General features: G+C 56.7%; 14 protein-coding genes and 1 other RNA gene. 7 read left to right on the top strand and 8 right to left on the bottom strand.

The window, feature by feature from the left end; genetic code table 11:
• Positions 1–2: 2 nt before the first annotated feature.
• The 7 genes from ACSBLW_RS10235 to ACSBLW_RS10205 all read right to left on the bottom strand — a co-directional run bounded on the left by ACSBLW_RS10235 (position 3) and on the right by ACSBLW_RS10205 (position 7,008).
• Entirely contained in the window at positions 3–2,063 is a 2,061-nt protein-coding gene (locus ACSBLW_RS10235; RefSeq protein WP_435256531.1) for an intermembrane transport protein PqiB, read from the bottom strand.
• A 23-nt stretch (positions 2,064–2,086) separates the two neighbouring features.
• A complete protein-coding gene (locus ACSBLW_RS10230; protein ID WP_435256530.1) occupies positions 2,087–2,737 on the bottom strand; it encodes a paraquat-inducible protein A in 651 nt (216 codons plus the stop codon).
• Positions 2,689–3,345 (bottom strand): paraquat-inducible protein A, encoded by a 657-nt coding sequence (locus ACSBLW_RS10225; protein WP_435256529.1) that lies wholly within the window; start codon positions 3,343–3,345, stop codon positions 2,689–2,691. Before ACSBLW_RS10225 ends, ACSBLW_RS10230 begins: the two co-directional genes overlap by 49 nt.
• 7 nt (positions 3,346–3,352) lie before the next feature.
• Positions 3,353–4,129, bottom strand: coding sequence for a MipA/OmpV family protein (locus ACSBLW_RS10220; protein WP_435256528.1), 777 nt, complete (start codon positions 4,127–4,129; stop codon positions 3,353–3,355).
• Positions 4,130–4,259: 130 nt separating this feature from the next.
• An RNA gene (gene ffs, locus ACSBLW_RS10215) (signal recognition particle sRNA small type) lies at positions 4,260–4,356 on the bottom strand.
• A gap of 51 nt (positions 4,357–4,407) precedes the next feature.
• A complete protein-coding gene (locus ACSBLW_RS10210; protein WP_435256527.1) occupies positions 4,408–5,043 on the bottom strand; it encodes an HAD family hydrolase in 636 nt (211 codons plus the stop codon).
• 75 nt (positions 5,044–5,118) lie between these two features.
• Complete coding sequence (locus ACSBLW_RS10205) at positions 5,119–7,008, bottom strand: bifunctional 2',3'-cyclic-nucleotide 2'-phosphodiesterase/3'-nucleotidase (protein ID WP_435256526.1); 1,890 nt, start codon at positions 7,006–7,008, stop codon at positions 5,119–5,121.
• A 205-nt stretch (positions 7,009–7,213) separates the two neighbouring features.
• On the opposite strand from ACSBLW_RS10205, the gene nudC reads away from it, so the two are divergent.
• Both nudC and ACSBLW_RS10195 read left to right on the top strand, forming a co-directional pair.
• Complete coding sequence (nudC, locus tag ACSBLW_RS10200; protein WP_435256525.1) at positions 7,214–8,167, top strand: NAD(+) diphosphatase; 954 nt, start codon at positions 7,214–7,216, stop codon at positions 8,165–8,167.
• Between the two features lie 206 nt (positions 8,168–8,373).
• Positions 8,374–8,700, top strand: a complete 327-nt coding sequence (locus ACSBLW_RS10195) for a hypothetical protein (RefSeq protein WP_435256524.1) — start codon at positions 8,374–8,376, stop codon at positions 8,698–8,700.
• 6 nt (positions 8,701–8,706) lie between these two features.
• On the opposite strand, the gene ACSBLW_RS10190 is transcribed toward ACSBLW_RS10195, so the two are convergent.
• Positions 8,707–9,537, bottom strand: coding sequence for a prephenate dehydratase (locus ACSBLW_RS10190; RefSeq protein ID WP_435256523.1), 831 nt, complete (start codon positions 9,535–9,537; stop codon positions 8,707–8,709).
• Positions 9,538–9,660: 123 nt separating this feature from the next.
• On the opposite strand from ACSBLW_RS10190, the gene ACSBLW_RS10185 reads away from it, so the two are divergent.
• From ACSBLW_RS10185 to ACSBLW_RS10165, 5 genes are all read left to right on the top strand, one after another.
• The gene (locus tag ACSBLW_RS10185; protein ID WP_435256522.1) at positions 9,661–10,182 is read left to right on the top strand and encodes a c-type cytochrome; all 522 of its coding nucleotides are present in this window, start codon (positions 9,661–9,663) and stop codon (positions 10,180–10,182) included.
• 159 nt (positions 10,183–10,341) lie between these two features.
• A complete protein-coding gene (locus ACSBLW_RS10180) occupies positions 10,342–12,195 on the top strand; it encodes an extracellular solute-binding protein (protein ID WP_435256521.1) in 1,854 nt (617 codons plus the stop codon).
• Between the two features lie 25 nt (positions 12,196–12,220).
• Positions 12,221–13,369, top strand: a complete 1,149-nt coding sequence (locus ACSBLW_RS10175; protein WP_435256520.1) for a microcin C ABC transporter permease YejB — start codon at positions 12,221–12,223, stop codon at positions 13,367–13,369.
• 2 nt (positions 13,370–13,371) lie between these two features.
• On the top strand, positions 13,372–14,484 hold the full coding sequence (locus ACSBLW_RS10170; protein WP_435256519.1) for an ABC transporter permease: 1,113 nt from the start codon (positions 13,372–13,374) through the stop codon (positions 14,482–14,484).
• Entirely contained in the window at positions 14,481–16,064 is a 1,584-nt protein-coding gene (locus tag ACSBLW_RS10165; protein ID WP_435256518.1) for an ABC transporter ATP-binding protein, read from the top strand. The genes ACSBLW_RS10170 and ACSBLW_RS10165 overlap by 4 nt, the downstream gene beginning before the upstream one ends.
• The last annotated feature ends 13 nt before the right edge of the window (positions 16,065–16,077 follow it).

The following is a 16,077-nucleotide window of genomic DNA, read 5'->3' as shown; positions in this document are numbered from 1 at the left end:
GATCAGCGTCCCATGATGAGGGAATTGGGGTTGCGTTCGATGGTGCGGGCAAGCTGTCCCACCATCTTGGCGGCCGAACGGATCTCGCGCAGCATGGCGAGCGTTTCCGCATTGAAATCCGAACGGGCACCATAAGTGGCGACCAAGCCGTCGGCGCGCGCCAGAACAGAATCAAGTCGCGCGATGACCTTTGGAAGGTCTTCGGCGGCGGCCTCGACTGACCCTGCGGCTTTGCGCGCCGATTCCATTGTTGCATTCACATTGTTGACGACGCCGCCTTCCCGCAGTTCGGAAAGCATCAGGCGCACTTGATCCAAGGCGCCGGTCAGGGCGGGCGGCAGCTTGCGGGCATCTTCGGTGCCGATCAGCGCATCAACGCTGTCGAGCACCGTGGTGGCAGAGGCGATCAACTGTTCTGCTTCCAAGGAATTCGCTTTCGCAGCAAGCGCCCGCAGATCATCCATCAGCTTGGGGAATTCGGCTGATGCGACTGTTACGTTTGACAGCGTTTCATCCAGCTTCTTCACAGCAGAGGCGAGGCCGTCGATCGTGCCTTGTTCCCGCAAATCGGCGATGACGGCGCGAAGGTCCGCGACCGCGCCGCGCAATTCGGCAGGCAGGGCCTGTGTTTCCGGGCTTCCAAGCAGTCCGCGTGCGTCTGCAATAAGCCCTTTTGCTTCGCCTGGGACGGCAAGCACATCTTCGCTTCGCAACAGGTTTTCAATCGACGCCATCGTGTTGATGGCTTGGTTCAGCGTGTCTTCAATGGGCAGGCGGTTGATCCGCTCTAACACGCCTTCAACTGTCGATGTGAAGTCAGGCAAGTCAGAGACGATGCTTGGGATTGTCGGGAAAGGCTCTTCTGTTCGGTCAAAACTTGTTGGCGAAAGGTCGGGCAGCGATGCCAATTCGACAATCAGTGACGAAGAGAACAGACCCGAAGTCGCAAGACGGGCGCGGAGGCCGTCGGCGACCTGACGTTCTAGAAAGTCGAATACCTCTTCGCGGCCTGCATCTTCGCCAAGCCCAAGTTTGAGTGGATCAAGCCCAAGGTTCGCGATGAGTCTAACTTCAGGACCGGAAGAGGTTTCGACGACCCGCGCCGCGATTGCGGTCACCTCGCCGACATTCAGCCCACCAAGTTGGACAGGGGCACCGGCCACTAGACCACTGATTGACTCAGTAAAGGCCACCGAAACGGTAATGGCCGTGCCCATTGTGGGGGCAAACACGCTCGCTCTTGCTTCTGTCTCATCATAGAAAATGTCGTAGACATGTTCTGCCTCGACCGGTGTGCCACCATCGTAGATGTTGTCGAAGGCCACGCCGCCGGCAATCAGTGAAGAGATTGAGTCGACGTTCAGAGCGAACCCGCCGGCACCGAAGCTTACCGAGAAACCGGAGGTATCCCAAAAGCGCGAAGAGGCGTTCAGCCGGGCATCATGCGGGGCCTGAATGAAAGCGTCCACTACAACCGTGCGACCATCTTGGGCCAGTCGTGGCTTTTCAAGCCGCCCGACTTCAAGCCCGCGATAGAGCACAGGGCCGCCTTCACTGACCCCAACGCCAGGCGTTGTGCGGAGGGTAATGCGTTTTCCAGCGCGGCCGGGTTGCACAAGCGGGGGCGTCTCAAGCCCAACGAACGATGTCCGTGCGCCTGTTGATGTCGTGTCCCATGCCGCATCAATGTAGACACCGGACAGAACGGTCGAAAGTCCCGTGATCCCGCGTGTGGTGACTTGGGGCGTCACCACCCAGAATTGGGCCTCGGCATCCAGGAACGGCAGCACCTTTTGGTCGACGCGGGCGCGAACGATAACTCGGGTCAGATCATCGGTGAACGACACGGTTTCCACCGTCCCGATGATTACATCCCGAAAGCGAAGCGTTGTTTCCCCGGGCGTGACACCTGCCGCATTTGCAAAGGTAATTTCGATAAGCCCGCCGCGTTCGGAAAAGGCCTTCCATGCCACGCCCAAGGAAACGACAAGGGCAAGGATCGGCACCAGCCAAACGAATGATAGATTGCGCAAAATCGAACGATCCGCGCTTTCAATTTTCATTTCCGTGGGTTCAGGTGCGGATGTCATGTGTCGTCTGCCTCGTAAGCGTCCCAGATCATCTTCGAGTCAAAGCTTTGTGCCGAAAGCATCGTGAACGCCACCGACAGGGCAAAGCTGACCGCCGCGATCCCCGGGTTGATCGTTGCGGCGAAGTCGAACTGCACGACTGCCGCCAAAATAGCCACAACAAAAACGTCGATCATCGACCATCTGCCGATGAATTCGACCACTTCGTAAAGCTGCTGACGTCCATGGCCGCGGATCACGACCGCCGACTGGATCGACAGAGCAAGATAGGCAATCGCGATGAACTTGCCGATGGGAATGACCACGGACGCCACGAACACGATCAGCGCCACCCCGTATGAGCCGTGGTTCATCAGTTCAATGGCGCCGCCTATGATCGTGTTTTCAAGCTCTTTGCCGAAATTGCGGGTGATCAACATTGGGTAGATGTTGGCCGGAATGTAAGCGATAAGCCCGGCGAACATCCAAGCCCAGACCTTCTGCAGGCTTTGCGGCTTGCGGGCGTGCAAAGACCGCCCGCAGCGCAGGCATCGCGGTTCGGGACGGTCATGGACACGACCGCAGCCTGAACACGCGATCAATCCCGCGCGATGCGCGGTCAGGATTGGCTGCGTTCTTCGAACGTTTTCCAAATCGTCAACTCGCACATAACAGTATCTTTGAGCGTGGTTACCAAAACCAGCGCCACGAAAGCCCAAAAGGCTGGGCCAAGGTTTACAGTCGCCAAGCCCGCCACTTTGACGAGCGCCACGACGACGCCGACAATGAAGATCTCGGCCATGGCCCAAGGCTTTAGGCTTTGGGCGAAACGGAAAGCCGCAACGCCATACCGGGCAGGTTTATGCCCCAGCGCCATTGGGGCGAGAGCATAAAGGATGGCCAGAAAACGCAATAGCGGCAGAAGAACGATCAGGGCGGCCGTGGCAAAAGACAGAGGCAAAAGCAAGCCGCTGGAAAAGGCCATGACGGCATCGTAGAGTGAACTGTGGGTCGACATACCACCCGCCGTCAGATCCATGAATGGAAAGAAGACGGCCGCAACCATCAGCACCGAAGACGTGGCCGCCAGCATGACGATTTGGGTCAACGCATTCTTTCTTGGCGCCATCAGGACCGACCCACAGCGTACACAGCGTGCCGTGCTGCCTGTCGGAACCGTCGAGTCTTTGTGAAGGGCGTCACAGACAGGACAGGCGATCAGCCCCTTCGGGTCGACCGTCGAAATGCTTTGCTGTGGCGGTGAAAGGGCGTTCATCCCTTGCTCAGAATTCCAGCGAGAGGCGGCGAGTCAGAAGGATGGAAATAGAGCCCTGATCCCGCGTTCCAAGTGCGGTAATCGGGCTGCTGGCTGCATCGCCCTGCATACGGTCATAATTCAGCGTTCCCGCTAATGCCCAGTCACCGCCAAGGTCGTAAGTCATGCCGACTTCGATTCCTGCCGAGACAACGCCGGCCTCTGGAGTAAAGGCCGCCAAACCGCTTGTAATCGAGTCGGCTGCGGTCACGCCAAAATAGGTGCGATTGTAACGACCAGAGCCATAAAGTACGCGTGGGCCAACGCTAAGTTTGAACTCCGGGGTCGAAATTGCTTTCCAATCTGCCCCGAACTCGACCACCGAGGCATGGTGCCCGATGGCCCCGTACCGCATGTCGGCGAAAGCCCGCCAATGGGAAGCTTCGTAACCAAGCCCGAAGCCGATTTCGACCGAGGTTTTCAAATCGGTTAGGCCCGTCAGCTCCGGGTGATCCGAAGCCTTGCGCGCGCCGACCACGCCGAAAGCGCCCCGAATACCGAAGCCAAGCTTTTCTGCATTAGGATCAGAGCTACCGAATTGCAGCGACCCCAAAGACAGCCGTTGCAGCGAAAGCTTGCCAGACGGACCAATGCTGTAATGGTCTGCACCAAAATAAGAATTCGAATAGGTGCCGCCAAATCCCAGGGTTATGTCAAGGCCATCCTGAGCGACCGATTGGCTGCCAAAAGTCACGAGCACGGTGGCCAAGATCGCAGTAGCGGTTTTGCTAAAGCTGAAATTCATGATGACCCCCAACGACTTTGAAATCTTGGCGGACCCTTTCAAACTTCAACCTGAAAGGCAAGGTGCGGGGGGAGGGATCGATGGTCACGAAGGGTTTCAGAACACTTCGTTAGCGCACCTGAATGATGAGGGTGAGAGGCTGGACAACGACCCAAGCGGGGCTCGTTACGGCTGCTTCCTTCCGGACCTGACCGGGTTGGCGAGGTGCCTGCCCGCGCCAACCTCTCGACCGTGCAAATAGGGGAGCCAAGGGGATTCTGCAACCCCTGCTGAATGCATCAGAGCTTGAGCCCTGCCCAAGCGCAGGCGCCCAGCAAATCTGCAGCCACATGCCGTGCAAACTTGCCTGTTGCCGGGTGGATGTCCGGGATCTGTATAACCACCATGCCGGCGCGATGCGCCGCCTCTACTCCGGGCTCGCTATCTTCAAAGACAAGGCAACGGTCCACGGTCGCCCCCAGTCGGGCGGCCGCAAGCAAATACGGATCAGGGGCGGGTTTCGGGGCAATAACATCCTCTCGGACAACAATGGTTTTGAAGGCCGTCAAAAGGCCTGAGCGGTGCAGTTTGTCCATTGCCGCGTCGCGCCCCGAAGAGGTGACCAAAGCCAATTGATGCGTTCTGGAAAGACCGTGAACAACCGTTTCAGCTCCAGCCTTCAACGGAATATCGGCTGCAATAGCGGCCTCGAAGCGGCCGCCCCATTCCGATTTCAAACGGTCCAGGTCGATTTCGGGGCAGGCGGTTCTTATCATTTCTGCTGCTGTGGGTTGATCAACGCCGATCAAGCGATGCAACAGAGCGTCTGGGTCAACTATGTCCAGCGCTGAAAATGCCTGTTTCCCGGTCTCGATCGCGACACGTTCGGTGTCAATCAGCGTGCCATCCAGATCAAAGAAAATGGCATCATACATGTGGCTGCCCCGTCTGTTTCTGCGAACTCTTCATCAGAAGTTGGCTATCAGACGCGGACAGCAGGGGAAAGGTCGTCAAAGCGCAAGTCGCACTTGCAGGAAGCCCTGCGGGGTCATTCCAAGCGGGGTCAGATCAAGATAATCTACATCTTGGAGATAGTGCAAAGCCGCCGGCGAGGTCTCAAGAATGACGCTTGTGTCCGGCACCTTGGCAAACCGCCAATTCGGCGCTGTCTTGTGAACTTCGTCGCCATGACACCGAAGATAATCTTCCAGAATGTCCCGACAGAGCCTGTCTTGAGCCACCGGAATTCTCGTTGATGTGTCGTGTAGGTAGCCGCCGCTACCACTCGCACGATAGCTGTTGACCGCCATGATGAACAGTTGATCGTCAGTGACGCAGAGCCCGTTGTGCTTAAGCTCTCGTATCCGTCCGGCGGAAGGTCTGGTGGCGCCAAAAGGGTTCGTCAGGTCAATTTCGTAAGTCACTCCAGCAAGGCTGTCGAAGTGAAACGGGGGAACCTCTGGGTTGAGCAATCTTTGGTCTGCTTGTCCCTTTTCAATGGGCAGAAAGCTCGATGAAGACAGTTCCAGCCAGCGCCGAAGCTCGGCACCTCGCATTAGGACGGCGGTAAGTGTATTGGGATAAAGGTAAAGGTCGGCGAGATGACGCAGCAAGACTTCGCCCGGCGGCACAAAGGTGAAATAGTCGGGTCCTCCTCGACCGCCTGCCTTGAAGGGAGCCGTCGCCGAGACCACTGGCATGTCCGCCCATTTTGTTTCTGCCAGCGCTTTTTGCAAAAAGGCGATCTGTGCCTGATGTATCACGCGAATTGCCGGAACATCGGTGATCATCGAAAAGTAGCTGTGAAGCGCGCTAGCCGTTTGGGCGATCGGCCGGCTAACCCATATCCGGGCGGCTTCATGAAACGAGGCGATCTGTTTCACGATCGCTTTGTCGGGTTGGACAAGGGGGCAAAGCTCTCCCGAAGGCAAGCGCGCGGCGGTCGCCCGAAGCGATGCTTGGCTGCTCGTGACGTGCCATCCCTCTGCGTCACGGCATAAGTCTAGGTCGATCACCCCAAGATGCGACCCAAAAGCACCCGGCATAATCGTCGGGATGTTTCGCACTTTGCCGGCGACAGGGTCCACTTCGCCAGAGGCAGCCATCGTGGGGTCGGGAAAACGTAAATGCGCGTGGCCAAGGATCAAAGCATCGATACCTTTTGTTCCGGAAATGGCAATTCCCGCGTCTTCTGCCATCGGCGGCGCATCGGCCTGGCCAATTCCGCAATGGGCAAGGATGACAACGACGTCGGCTCCAGCACGTTTCACGGCATCGGCACCCCAAACAATGGCGTTCTGCATGTCGGATATGACGACACGACCAGCGATTGCTTGCTTGTCCCAAATCGTCGTTTGCGGAGGCAAGACACCCACCACCCCGATCCGAAGCAAGTGAGGTTGACCATCGAGGTCGGAAACACGTCGATTCAGAACCACCCAAGGTTGAACGAAATGTGCCCCAAGTTCAGGGGTAAAGGTGTTCGCCGATATTACCGGAAACTGCGCTGACTCGAGTGCATTTTCCAAAAACTCAATCCCGCTGGAAAACTCGTGATTTCCTAGGTTCACGGCATCGTAATTAAGGCAGTTCATTGCCTGAATCACCGGATTTGGCTGTGCAGGCGAAAATTGAATGTAGTCACCCAAAGGGCCGCCATTCAGGAAATCACCATTGTCGAACAAGAGACAGTTTTCAGCCTCTTCACGTGCTTTGGCGATAAGGCTTGCTGTCAAGGACAAGCAACCAGTGACACTTTCCGTGTCTTTGAAATAGTCGAACGGCGAAAGTGAGACATGGATGTCCGATGTGGCAAGCAGGCGAAGATGTACTGTCGCTTGCCTACGGGCCTTTATGTCCGGCCCGCTGACAGCACAGCGGATGACGGCATCATCAGGCATTCAAGCAGTCCTCTGTCACAGCCGATGTCTTTGCAGGGCCAGTGTAAGCAGTTGAGCAAGGAAATAAACCTATAGTTGTTTCAAAGGATGGATAAGTTATTCTGGTTGTATTCTGGCATCTCCCTTTCGTGTTTTGACCAATTGTCCAAATTGCTCCTCAAAAACTCTCGTGCAATGAAGGGCGCGGAAGAATGTGGGGGAACTTATGCGACAGTCACAGACGTTGACCTTTGGCGGTTCGGAACTGGATCGTGCAGCTCATTTACGTGCCGACCCCGCGAAACAGGAATCTCTTTTCAGAGAGGGCAAGATCCTTCCGATCTGGCGCGGCAAAATCCTGATGGGGTTGGACAGCGCCCTGTCTTGGGTCGACGCCGGTCATCCCGTGGTCAGAACGGCAGAGTCCGTGGTTTTCCTTGGTTTGGACAACGGATCACCCTGCTTTGCAGCTGACATTTCGGCTTGGCAGCCTGCGGGCGTTCCAATTCCGCAACCGCCACTGTTTCTCGACCCAAGCGAACAACAACATCCCGACCTTCCAAAGGAGCATCTCTTTTGTGAATTGCGCGCGGTCATGCTTCGTTTGTCTGCCGTTGAGGCCGAATTGGCGGCAACAGCGCGGGCAATCCTGCAGTGGCACAAGAGTCATGGATTTTGCGCTGCCTGCGGTCAGGCTTCTGATATTGTCCAGGCTGGCTGGCAAAGAAGTTGCCCGTCCTGCAAGACGCAGCATTTTCCCCGCACTGATCCGGTCGTGATCATGTTGGTCACAAAGGGAAATGCGGCCTTGATGGGAAGAAGTCCCGGCTGGCCCGAGGGTATGTATTCCTGCCTTGCCGGATTTATTGAGCCCGGTGAAACCATCGAGGCTGCGGTGCGGAGAGAGGTTTTCGAGGAGGCGGGGATCCGGATCGGCACAGTCAACTATGTGGCAAGCCAGCCTTGGCCCTTCCCTGCCAGCTTGATGTTGGGCTGCAAGGCCGAAGCGATTTCAGAAGACATTCAGGTGGATCCGGCAGAACTGGAAGACGCTCGATGGGTCAGCCGAGAAGAAATGGTCACCGTCTTGGCTGGGCTTCATCCGATGATGAAACCCGCGCGCAAAGGGGCGATAGCCCATTTTCTGATTGAAAACTGGCTTGCAGATCGACTGGATTAAGACCACTTTGGCCTAGGCTAAAAACAATAACGTCAAAAATCGACGGGCGGATCAGCACCATGCACCTTTCTTCGCGTACCGATATCGCGGCCCCATTGTCGTTCGTTTTTGCATCTTTGTCCGATTTCGAAGGCTGGGAGCGTGCTGCATTGCGCCGAGGGGCCGACGTCACAAGAACTGACAAATTGCGGTCAACGGCCCCCGGCATGACGTGGCAAACGCGGTTTCGGTTCCGGGGCAAGGACCGGGAATTGACGGCAAAGTTGACCGAATACGAAGTCGACTCGCGCATGTCGTTTATGGCCATAAGCCGAATGATTGAGGCTGATGGTGTGGCGGAAGTGGTCAGCCTTGCGCCAAACCGCACACGTCTGGTGGTTCATTTGGACGTAAAGCCCCTGACCTTGGGGGCCCGTCTGGTTATCCAGTCGGCCAAACTGGCCAAGGGGAAAATCCAAACAAAGTTCAACCGTCGGCTGGCGCAATTCGCGTTAGAGCTTGAACAGCGTTATGCGTCGACGAGGCATCGCTGACCGATTTCAGCCGCGCAGTCGGTCCGATGGATAAACGCCCAGAATGTTCACATGGGTGGTAAAATAGTCCAATTCTTCTAAGGCGAGTGCCACATTCGGATCGTCGGGGTGGCCTTCGATGTCGGCGTAGAATTCCGTCGCCATGAACGAACCGCCGACCATATAGCTTTCCAGCTTCGTCATGTTGATTCCGTTTGTCGCAAAACCCCCAAGCGCCTTGTAGAGGGCCGCAGGGATGTTGCGGACGCGGAAGGTGAATGTTGTGATCATCTGCTCGGCACGGCGGCTCAGATCGGCTTCACGTGACATAACGAGAAAGCGTGTGGTGTTGTTCTTGTGATCTTCGATATGGCGGGCAAGAACATCCAGCCCGTAGATCGAGGCCGCCAATTCGCTGGCCAGCGCAGCTTTACTTTTATCTCCGGCCTCGGCGACCTCACGTGCGGCGCGGGCATTGTCAGAACTGACCTTACCCTTGATTCCATGGCTCTTCAGAAAACCAGCGCATTGCGGCAAGATAACAACATGACCATGCGCTTCGCGCACATCTTCAACTTTTGCCCCCGGCACACCCAGCAGATTGACATGCACGCGTACGAAGGCTTCGTCGACGATATGCAATCCGGCCTTCGGCAGCAGGCTGTGAACGTCAGCGACGCGGCCATAGGTGGAATTTTCGACCGCCAACATGCCCAATTCGACCTCACCAGACCGAGTCATCTCGACGACATCTTCAAATGTCTGACAAGGAACAACCTCGAAATCTGGCCGTGCTTGCTGGCAAGCCTGGTGGGAATAGGCCCCCAATTCCCCCTGAAACGCGATGCGACCGGTCATTCAAAGGCTCCGTCTGTCGAAAAACCCTACGAAAAGGGCGATTGGTCGCGGTCCTACACCTTGAAACCGACCGGGGGAAGCGGTTAGAAGCCACGCCAGACGATTGCCAAGGGAAGGCGCGACATGTTCGACACGATGACGATGACCAAGGTGACGGGCGCTCTCTGCGGCTCGCTTCTCGTTTATCTGCTGGGTGGCTGGGCCGCCGAAACGCTTTATCACACCACGGCCGAAGCGCATGGTGATGAAGAGGTACATCAGGCCTATGTCATTGACACGGGCGCGAGTGAAAGCGCCGGTGCCGCCGAAGAGGGCCCGGATTTCGCGACGCTCTATGCTTCGGCTGATGCTGCGGCTGGTGAAAAGGTGTTTGCCAAATGCAAGGCCTGCCACAAACTGGACGGCGCTGATGGCACCGGTCCGCACCTGAACGGCGTTGTTGATCGCGCCAAGGCATCGTCGGCTGGCTTCGGCTATTCCGATGTGCTGCTGAGCATGGCCAGCGAAGCCTGGACCCCGGAAAACCTCGACGGTTTCTTGGCCAACCCGAAGGGCTATGCCCCGGGCACCAAGATGTCCTTTGCCGGTCTGCCCAAAGCTGAAGACCGCGCAAACGTGATTGCATATCTGGCAACCACCAACTGATCTGCCAGAAATCCTGCTTTTGGGCCATCCTTCGGGGTGGCCTTTTCAATTGTTGCGCCTTGCTCACGCAAACGCAACTTGAGCCATCGACATTCCGCGCTTTACTTCTCTAAATGGATGAAAGTCGCGAAAAGCGGCATTGATGACAGGGGAGAACGCATGGCACGGCATTGGTTTGGTCTGGCAGTCGCGATTGCATTGGGTTCGATGGCGCAGGCACAGGACGGGGTGACCGTATCTCATGGCATTTCGACCTTTGGGGAGCTGAAGCTGCCCGCGGATTACGCGCACCTTCCCTATGTAAACCCGAATGCGCCCAAAGGCGGCGAAATCAGCCAATGGGCCTTTGGCGGATTTGACAGCATGAACCCCTACTCGGTGAAAGGCCGCGCCGCCGGGTTGTCGTCTGTGATGTTCGAATCCATTCTGCAAGGCACGGCCGATGAGATCGGCGCGGTCTACTGCCTGTTGTGCACCACGATGGAATATCCGGCAGATCGCTCTTGGGTGGTCTTTAACCTTCGCGACGATGTGAAATTCTCCGACGGCACGCCGATGACAGCCGATGATGTCCTGTTCTCTTATGAAACCTTCCTTGCGAAGGGCCTGACGGATTTTCGCACCGTTCTGGCAACGCAGGTTGAAAAGGTCGAGGTTCTGGACCCGCTGAAGATCAAGTTCACCTTCAAGGCCGGTAATTCGTTCCGCGATTTGCCCGCCGATATGGGCGGGTTGCCCATCATGTCGAAGGCGCATTACCAAGCGAACAACCTAGACCTTGAAGAAAGCAGCATGACGCCCTTCATGGGCACGGGCCAGTATGTCGTCGACAAGATCGATGTTGGCAAATCGGTAACCTACAGACGCAACCCGGATTACTGGGGTAACTCGCACCCCATGCAAATCGGGCGCGGGAATTTCGACATCATTCGATTGGAGTACTACGGCGACTACGACGCCGCGTTTGAAGGTTTCAAGGCCGGAAACTACACCTTCCGAAATGAAGCCAGTTCAATCAAATGGGCTACGGGCTATGATTTCCCCGAAGTGGCAAGCGGTCAGGTTAAGAAGGTTGAGCTGCCTGACGGCAACAAGGCCAATGGACAATCCTTTGTCTTCAACCTGCGCCGCGAAAAGTTCCAAGACCCGCGTGTGCGCGAAGCTATTGGGTTAATGTTCAACTTCGAATGGTCGAACGCGACCCTATTCTATGGCATCTATGCCCGGATCAATTCGGTCTGGGAAAATTCTTGGCTGGCCGCCGAAGGGGTTCCGACACCAGAGGAACTGGCGATCCTGAAACCCATCGTGGAGGAAGGCCTGCTGCCAGAAAGCATCCTGACCGACGAAGCTGTCATGGCCCCGGTCTCTGGTGACCGGCAATTGGATCGCGGCAACCTGCGAAAGGCCAGTGCCCTGTTGGACGAGGCAGGCTGGATTGTCGGAAATGATGGTCTGCGCCGTAATGCCAAAGGTGAAACACTGGCGGTCGAATTTTTGAACGACAGTCCCAGCTTTGACCGCATCGTGAATCCCTATGTCGAGAACCTGAAAGCTCTTGGCGTTGATGCAAAGCTAACTCGCGTCGACAATGCCCAGATGGAAAGCCGCACCCGCAATCCGGCCTATGATTTCGACATTATCGTAGGCAATGCTCGATCGGGCTATATCTCGGGCTCAGAGTTGAAGCAGTACTACGGTTCCGAGACCGCCGATGTTTCGGTGTTCAACGTTATGGGGCTGAAATCGAAAGGGATTGACAAGCTGATCGACGTCGTGATGGCGGCGAAATCCCTCGACGAGTTGACGGTTGCAACCAAGGCACTGGACCGCGCCTTGCGCGCTGAACGTTTCTGGGTGCCGCAGTGGTTCAAAGATCAGCACACAGTTGCTTACTACGACATGTACGAACATCCAGAAACCTTGCCGCCCTATACTCTGGGCGAATTGGACTTCTGGTGGTACAACGAAGAAAAAGCGGCGGCCCTGAAGGCTTCGGGCCTGCTGCGCTAACGACAAGAACGGGCAGGCAAGCCAGATGGGCGCCTATATTTTAAGGCGATTGCTTTTGATTATCCCGACGCTGTTCGGGATCATGGTGATCAACTTCGCGCTGACGCAATTCGTACCGGGCGGGCCGATCGAACAGGTCTTGTCCCGGATCGAAGGCAAGGGTGATAGTCTGGAGGCCATTTCCGGCGGAGCAGATGCCGGGGCCGAACAGCAAAACGCGGACAGTGGTTATGTCGGCGCCCGCGGCTTGGACCCGGCCTTTTTGGCGGAGCTAGAGGTTCAGTTCGGCTTCTCTCGGTTTGTCTGCGAACCCGGGTTTGCCGGAAAACCCAGCCTTAATGCCCCTGAATGCGTCAAGGAAAAGATCCCCGCCTATGAGCGGTTCTTCATCATGATGTGGAACTACGTCCAGTTCGACTTCGGTGAAAGCCACTTCCGGTCGATCGGGGTGATGGATCTGGTGCTTGAAAAGATGCCGGTGTCGATCACTCTTGGCCTTTGGTCTACGCTGATCGCTTACCTGATCTCGATCCCTTTGGGCATCCGCAAGGCTGTGCGAGATGGTTCGCCCTTTGACACCTGGACTTCTGGCGCGATCATTGTTGGCTATGCGATCCCCGGCTTTCTTTTCGCCATTCTGCTGCTGGTGGTCTTTGCGGGCGGCAGTTACTTCCGCTGGTTCCCGCTGCGTGGCCTGACCTCAGATAATTGGGAAGATCTGAGCCTTTTGGGCAAGGTGGCCGATTACTTCTGGCACATCACCTTGCCGGTTCTTGCCTCAACCATTTCCAGCTTTGCTACCCTCACGCTCCTGACCAAGAACAGCTTTCTTGACGAGATCAAAAAGCAATATGTGATGACCGCTCGCGCCAAGGGTTTGACAGAAAGCCGCGTGCTTTATGGCCATGTTTTCCGCAACGCGATGCTGATCGTCATTGCGGGCTTTCCGGCACTCTTCATCAGCGTTTTCTTTGGCGGAAGCCTTCTGATCGAATATGTCTTCACTCTCGATGGCCTTGGCCAGCTTTTCTACAAGTCGGCGGTCGAGCGTGACTATCCTGTGATCTTCGGCACGCTTTACTTCTTTGGCCTGATGGGGCTGTTGGTCGGCATCATTTCAGACCTGATGTATGTCTGGATTGACCCCCGCATTGATTTTGAGCGGAGGGGCTGACGATGGCACTCTCCCCGCTGAATCAACGCCGCTGGCGCAACTTCAAGGCCAATCGTCGGGCCTACTGGTCGCTGATCATCTTCTCGATTCTCTACGGCATTTCGCTTTGTGCGGAACTCGTCGCAAACGACAAGCCGCTTTTGGTCAACTATCGGGGCGAGTGGCATGTGCCATTCCTGAAGTTCTACCCTGAAACGGCCTTCGGTGGCGATTTCAAGACCGAAGCGGAATACCGCGATATCGAGGTTCAATGCCTGATCATCTCTGGCGGGATGATCGAATGTTTTGACGAACCAGAAACGGTGATCGAAGCGTCAGAAAATGGCACGATGGCAGAAAGCACCGAAGATTTCATAAAGGGCTCAATCCTTTGGGCGCCTATCCCCTACAGTTTTACCACCATCAATGACCTTGGAAAGGCTGCCCCCTCGGCCCCGGATGAAAATCACTGGCTGGGCACCGATGACACCGCCCGCGACGTGCTGGCGCGGGTGATCTATGGCTTCCGGCTCTCGGTCAGTTTTGCCTTGATCGTCACTCTGCTCACATCGGTCATCGGCATCGCTGCCGGTGCGGTGCAGGGCTATTTCGGCGGACTTACCGACCTGATCCTGCAACGGATCATCGAGATTTGGGGCGCGATGCCGATGCTTTATGTCATCATCATCGTCTCGGCCGTGTTCACGATGAACTTCTGGCTGCTGATTTTCCTGATGGTGCTGTTCGGATGGACAAGCCTTGTCGGTGTAGTGCGCGCCGAATTCCTGCGTGCTCGGAACTTTGAATATGTCCGCGCCGCCCGCGCGCTTGGCGTGCCCGACCGTGTGATCATGTTCCGCCATGTGCTTCCCAATGCGATGGTCGCCACCCTCACTATGCTGCCCTTTATCATCACTGGCACCATCGGCGCCCTGACCAGCCTTGATTTCCTTGGCTTTGGCCTGCCCTCCAGCGCGCCGTCTCTTGGGGAAATGACGCAGCAGGCGAAACAGAATCTTCAGGCCCCTTGGCTGGGGTTCACCGCCTTCTTCACCTTCGCCATCATGCTCAGCCTTCTGGTCTTTATCTTCGAAGGCGTGCGCGATGCCTTCGATCCGCGAAAGACGTTCCAATGACCGTGCTTGACGTGAAGAACCTGAAGATTTCCTTCCGGCAGGACGGACGGGTGATCGAGGCCGTGAAGGGCGTAAGCTTTACCGTCGGCAAGGGCGAAACGGTCGCCTTGGTCGGGGAAAGCGGATCAGGAAAATCTGTCACCGCGTTGTCGACCGTGGCCCTGCTTGGCGATAATGCCAAGGTCGAAGGGTCTGTCACCTATAATGGCACCCAGATGATCGGGGCCAGCGAGAATGATCTTCGCCGCGTGCGGGGCAATGACATCAGCTTTATCTTCCAAGAGCCGATGACCAGCCTCAACCCGCTGCACACGATCGAACGGCAGTTGGGCGAAAGCCTGTCGTTGCATCAGGGCCTGAGCGGAGAGGCTGCACGAAAACGCATTCTGGACCTGCTGAACAAAGTGGGTATCCGCGACGCAGAAAGCCGGCTCGGCTCTTATCCGCACCAGTTGTCGGGTGGCCAACGTCAGCGCGTCATGATCGCGATGGCGCTAGCCAATGGCCCGGAACTCTTGATTGCCGATGAGCCGACCACGGCGCTGGATGTGACCATTCAGGCGCAGATCCTTGATCTGCTTGCTGAGTTGCAGGCAACCGAAGGTCTCAGTCTTTTGTTCATCACCCATGACCTTGGTATCGTGCGCCGCATCGCCGACCGTGTCTGCGTGATGCAGGGCGGCGAGATTGTCGAGCAAGGGAAAACAGCCGAGATTTTCACCAACCCGCGTCATCCGTACACGCAAAAACTGTTGGCGGCCGAGCCGAAGGGGCAGCCAGACCCGGTGCCCGAAGGTGCGGCAGAGGTGGTCAGCACCAAAGGCTTGCGCGTTTGGTTCCCGATCACCGCTGGGCTTTTGCGCCGGACGGTTGGTCATGTGAAAGCCGTCAACGATGCCACACTGTCGGTTCGCGAGGGCGAAACCCTGGGCGTTGTCGGCGAATCCGGTTCGGGCAAGACCACGCTTGCATTGGCGTTGCTGCGGCTGGTGCCTTCGGATGGCCCAATTGTGGTTTTGGGTAAAGACATCTCGGGCTACAGCCAAAGGCAAATGCGTCCCGTTCGCCGTCACATGCAGATCGTTTTCCAAGATCCCTACGGCAGCTTGTCGCCACGCATGACGATTGAGCAAATCGTCTCCGAGGGTCTAAGTCTGCATGACGAAGCAAGCGCCGAGACCCGCCGGAAACAAGTGGCCGATATCCTGACCGAAGTTGGGCTCGATCCGGCAATGATGGGCCGCTATCCGCACGAATTTTCCGGCGGGCAGCGGCAGCGGATCGCGATTGCGCGGGCCATGATCCTTCGACCGAAACTCGTGGTGCTGGATGAACCGACCTCGGCCTTGGACATGACCGTGCAGGTTCAGATCGTCGAACTCCTCCGGTCGCTTCAGGCGAAGTGGGGGCTGGCCTATATCTTCATTAGCCATGACCTTCGCGTGGTAAAGGCCCTATCGCACAAGGTTATCGTGATGCGGGCGGGCGACGTGGTCGAGGCCGGGGACAGTCGCTCGGTTTTTGAACGGCCCCAGACAGATTATACCCGAACCTTGATGGCTGCAGCCTTTGGAAGTTGACCTTGCTTTGTGA

It is taken from the genome of Thioclava sp. FR2 (assembly GCF_051200875.1).
In the GTDB taxonomy this organism is placed as follows: domain Bacteria; phylum Pseudomonadota; class Alphaproteobacteria; order Rhodobacterales; family Rhodobacteraceae; genus Pseudotabrizicola.
The sequence above is the reverse complement of the archived record's forward strand: the minus strand, read 5'-3'. Positions and strand labels throughout refer to the sequence as shown.

Excerpts from the sequence above, each read along its gene's own strand:
- ACSBLW_RS10225 (WP_435256529.1), bottom strand. The coding sequence starts at position 3,345 with ATGAACGCCCTTTCACCGCCACAGCAAAGCATTTCGACGGTCGACCCG.
- ACSBLW_RS10170 (WP_435256519.1), top strand. The coding sequence starts at position 13,372 with ATGGCACTCTCCCCGCTGAATCAACGCCGCTGGCGCAACTTCAAGGCC.
- ACSBLW_RS10235 (WP_435256531.1), bottom strand. The coding sequence starts at position 2,063 with ATGAAAATTGAAAGCGCGGATCGTTCGATTTTGCGCAATCTATCATTC.
- ACSBLW_RS10210 (WP_435256527.1), bottom strand. The coding sequence starts at position 5,043 with ATGTATGATGCCATTTTCTTTGATCTGGATGGCACGCTGATTGACACC.
- ACSBLW_RS10220 (WP_435256528.1), bottom strand. The coding sequence starts at position 4,129 with ATGAATTTCAGCTTTAGCAAAACCGCTACTGCGATCTTGGCCACCGTG.
- ACSBLW_RS10190 (WP_435256523.1), bottom strand. The coding sequence starts at position 9,537 with ATGACCGGTCGCATCGCGTTTCAGGGGGAATTGGGGGCCTATTCCCAC.
- ACSBLW_RS10205 (WP_435256526.1), bottom strand. The coding sequence starts at position 7,008 with ATGCCTGATGATGCCGTCATCCGCTGTGCTGTCAGCGGGCCGGACATA.
- ACSBLW_RS10175 (WP_435256520.1), top strand. The coding sequence starts at position 12,221 with ATGGGCGCCTATATTTTAAGGCGATTGCTTTTGATTATCCCGACGCTG.
- ACSBLW_RS10185 (WP_435256522.1), top strand. The coding sequence starts at position 9,661 with ATGTTCGACACGATGACGATGACCAAGGTGACGGGCGCTCTCTGCGGC.
- ACSBLW_RS10195 (WP_435256524.1), top strand. The coding sequence starts at position 8,374 with ATGACGTGGCAAACGCGGTTTCGGTTCCGGGGCAAGGACCGGGAATTG.
- nudC (WP_435256525.1), top strand. The coding sequence starts at position 7,214 with ATGCGACAGTCACAGACGTTGACCTTTGGCGGTTCGGAACTGGATCGT.
- ACSBLW_RS10165 (WP_435256518.1), top strand. The coding sequence starts at position 14,481 with ATGACCGTGCTTGACGTGAAGAACCTGAAGATTTCCTTCCGGCAGGAC.
- ACSBLW_RS10180 (WP_435256521.1), top strand. The coding sequence starts at position 10,342 with ATGGCACGGCATTGGTTTGGTCTGGCAGTCGCGATTGCATTGGGTTCG.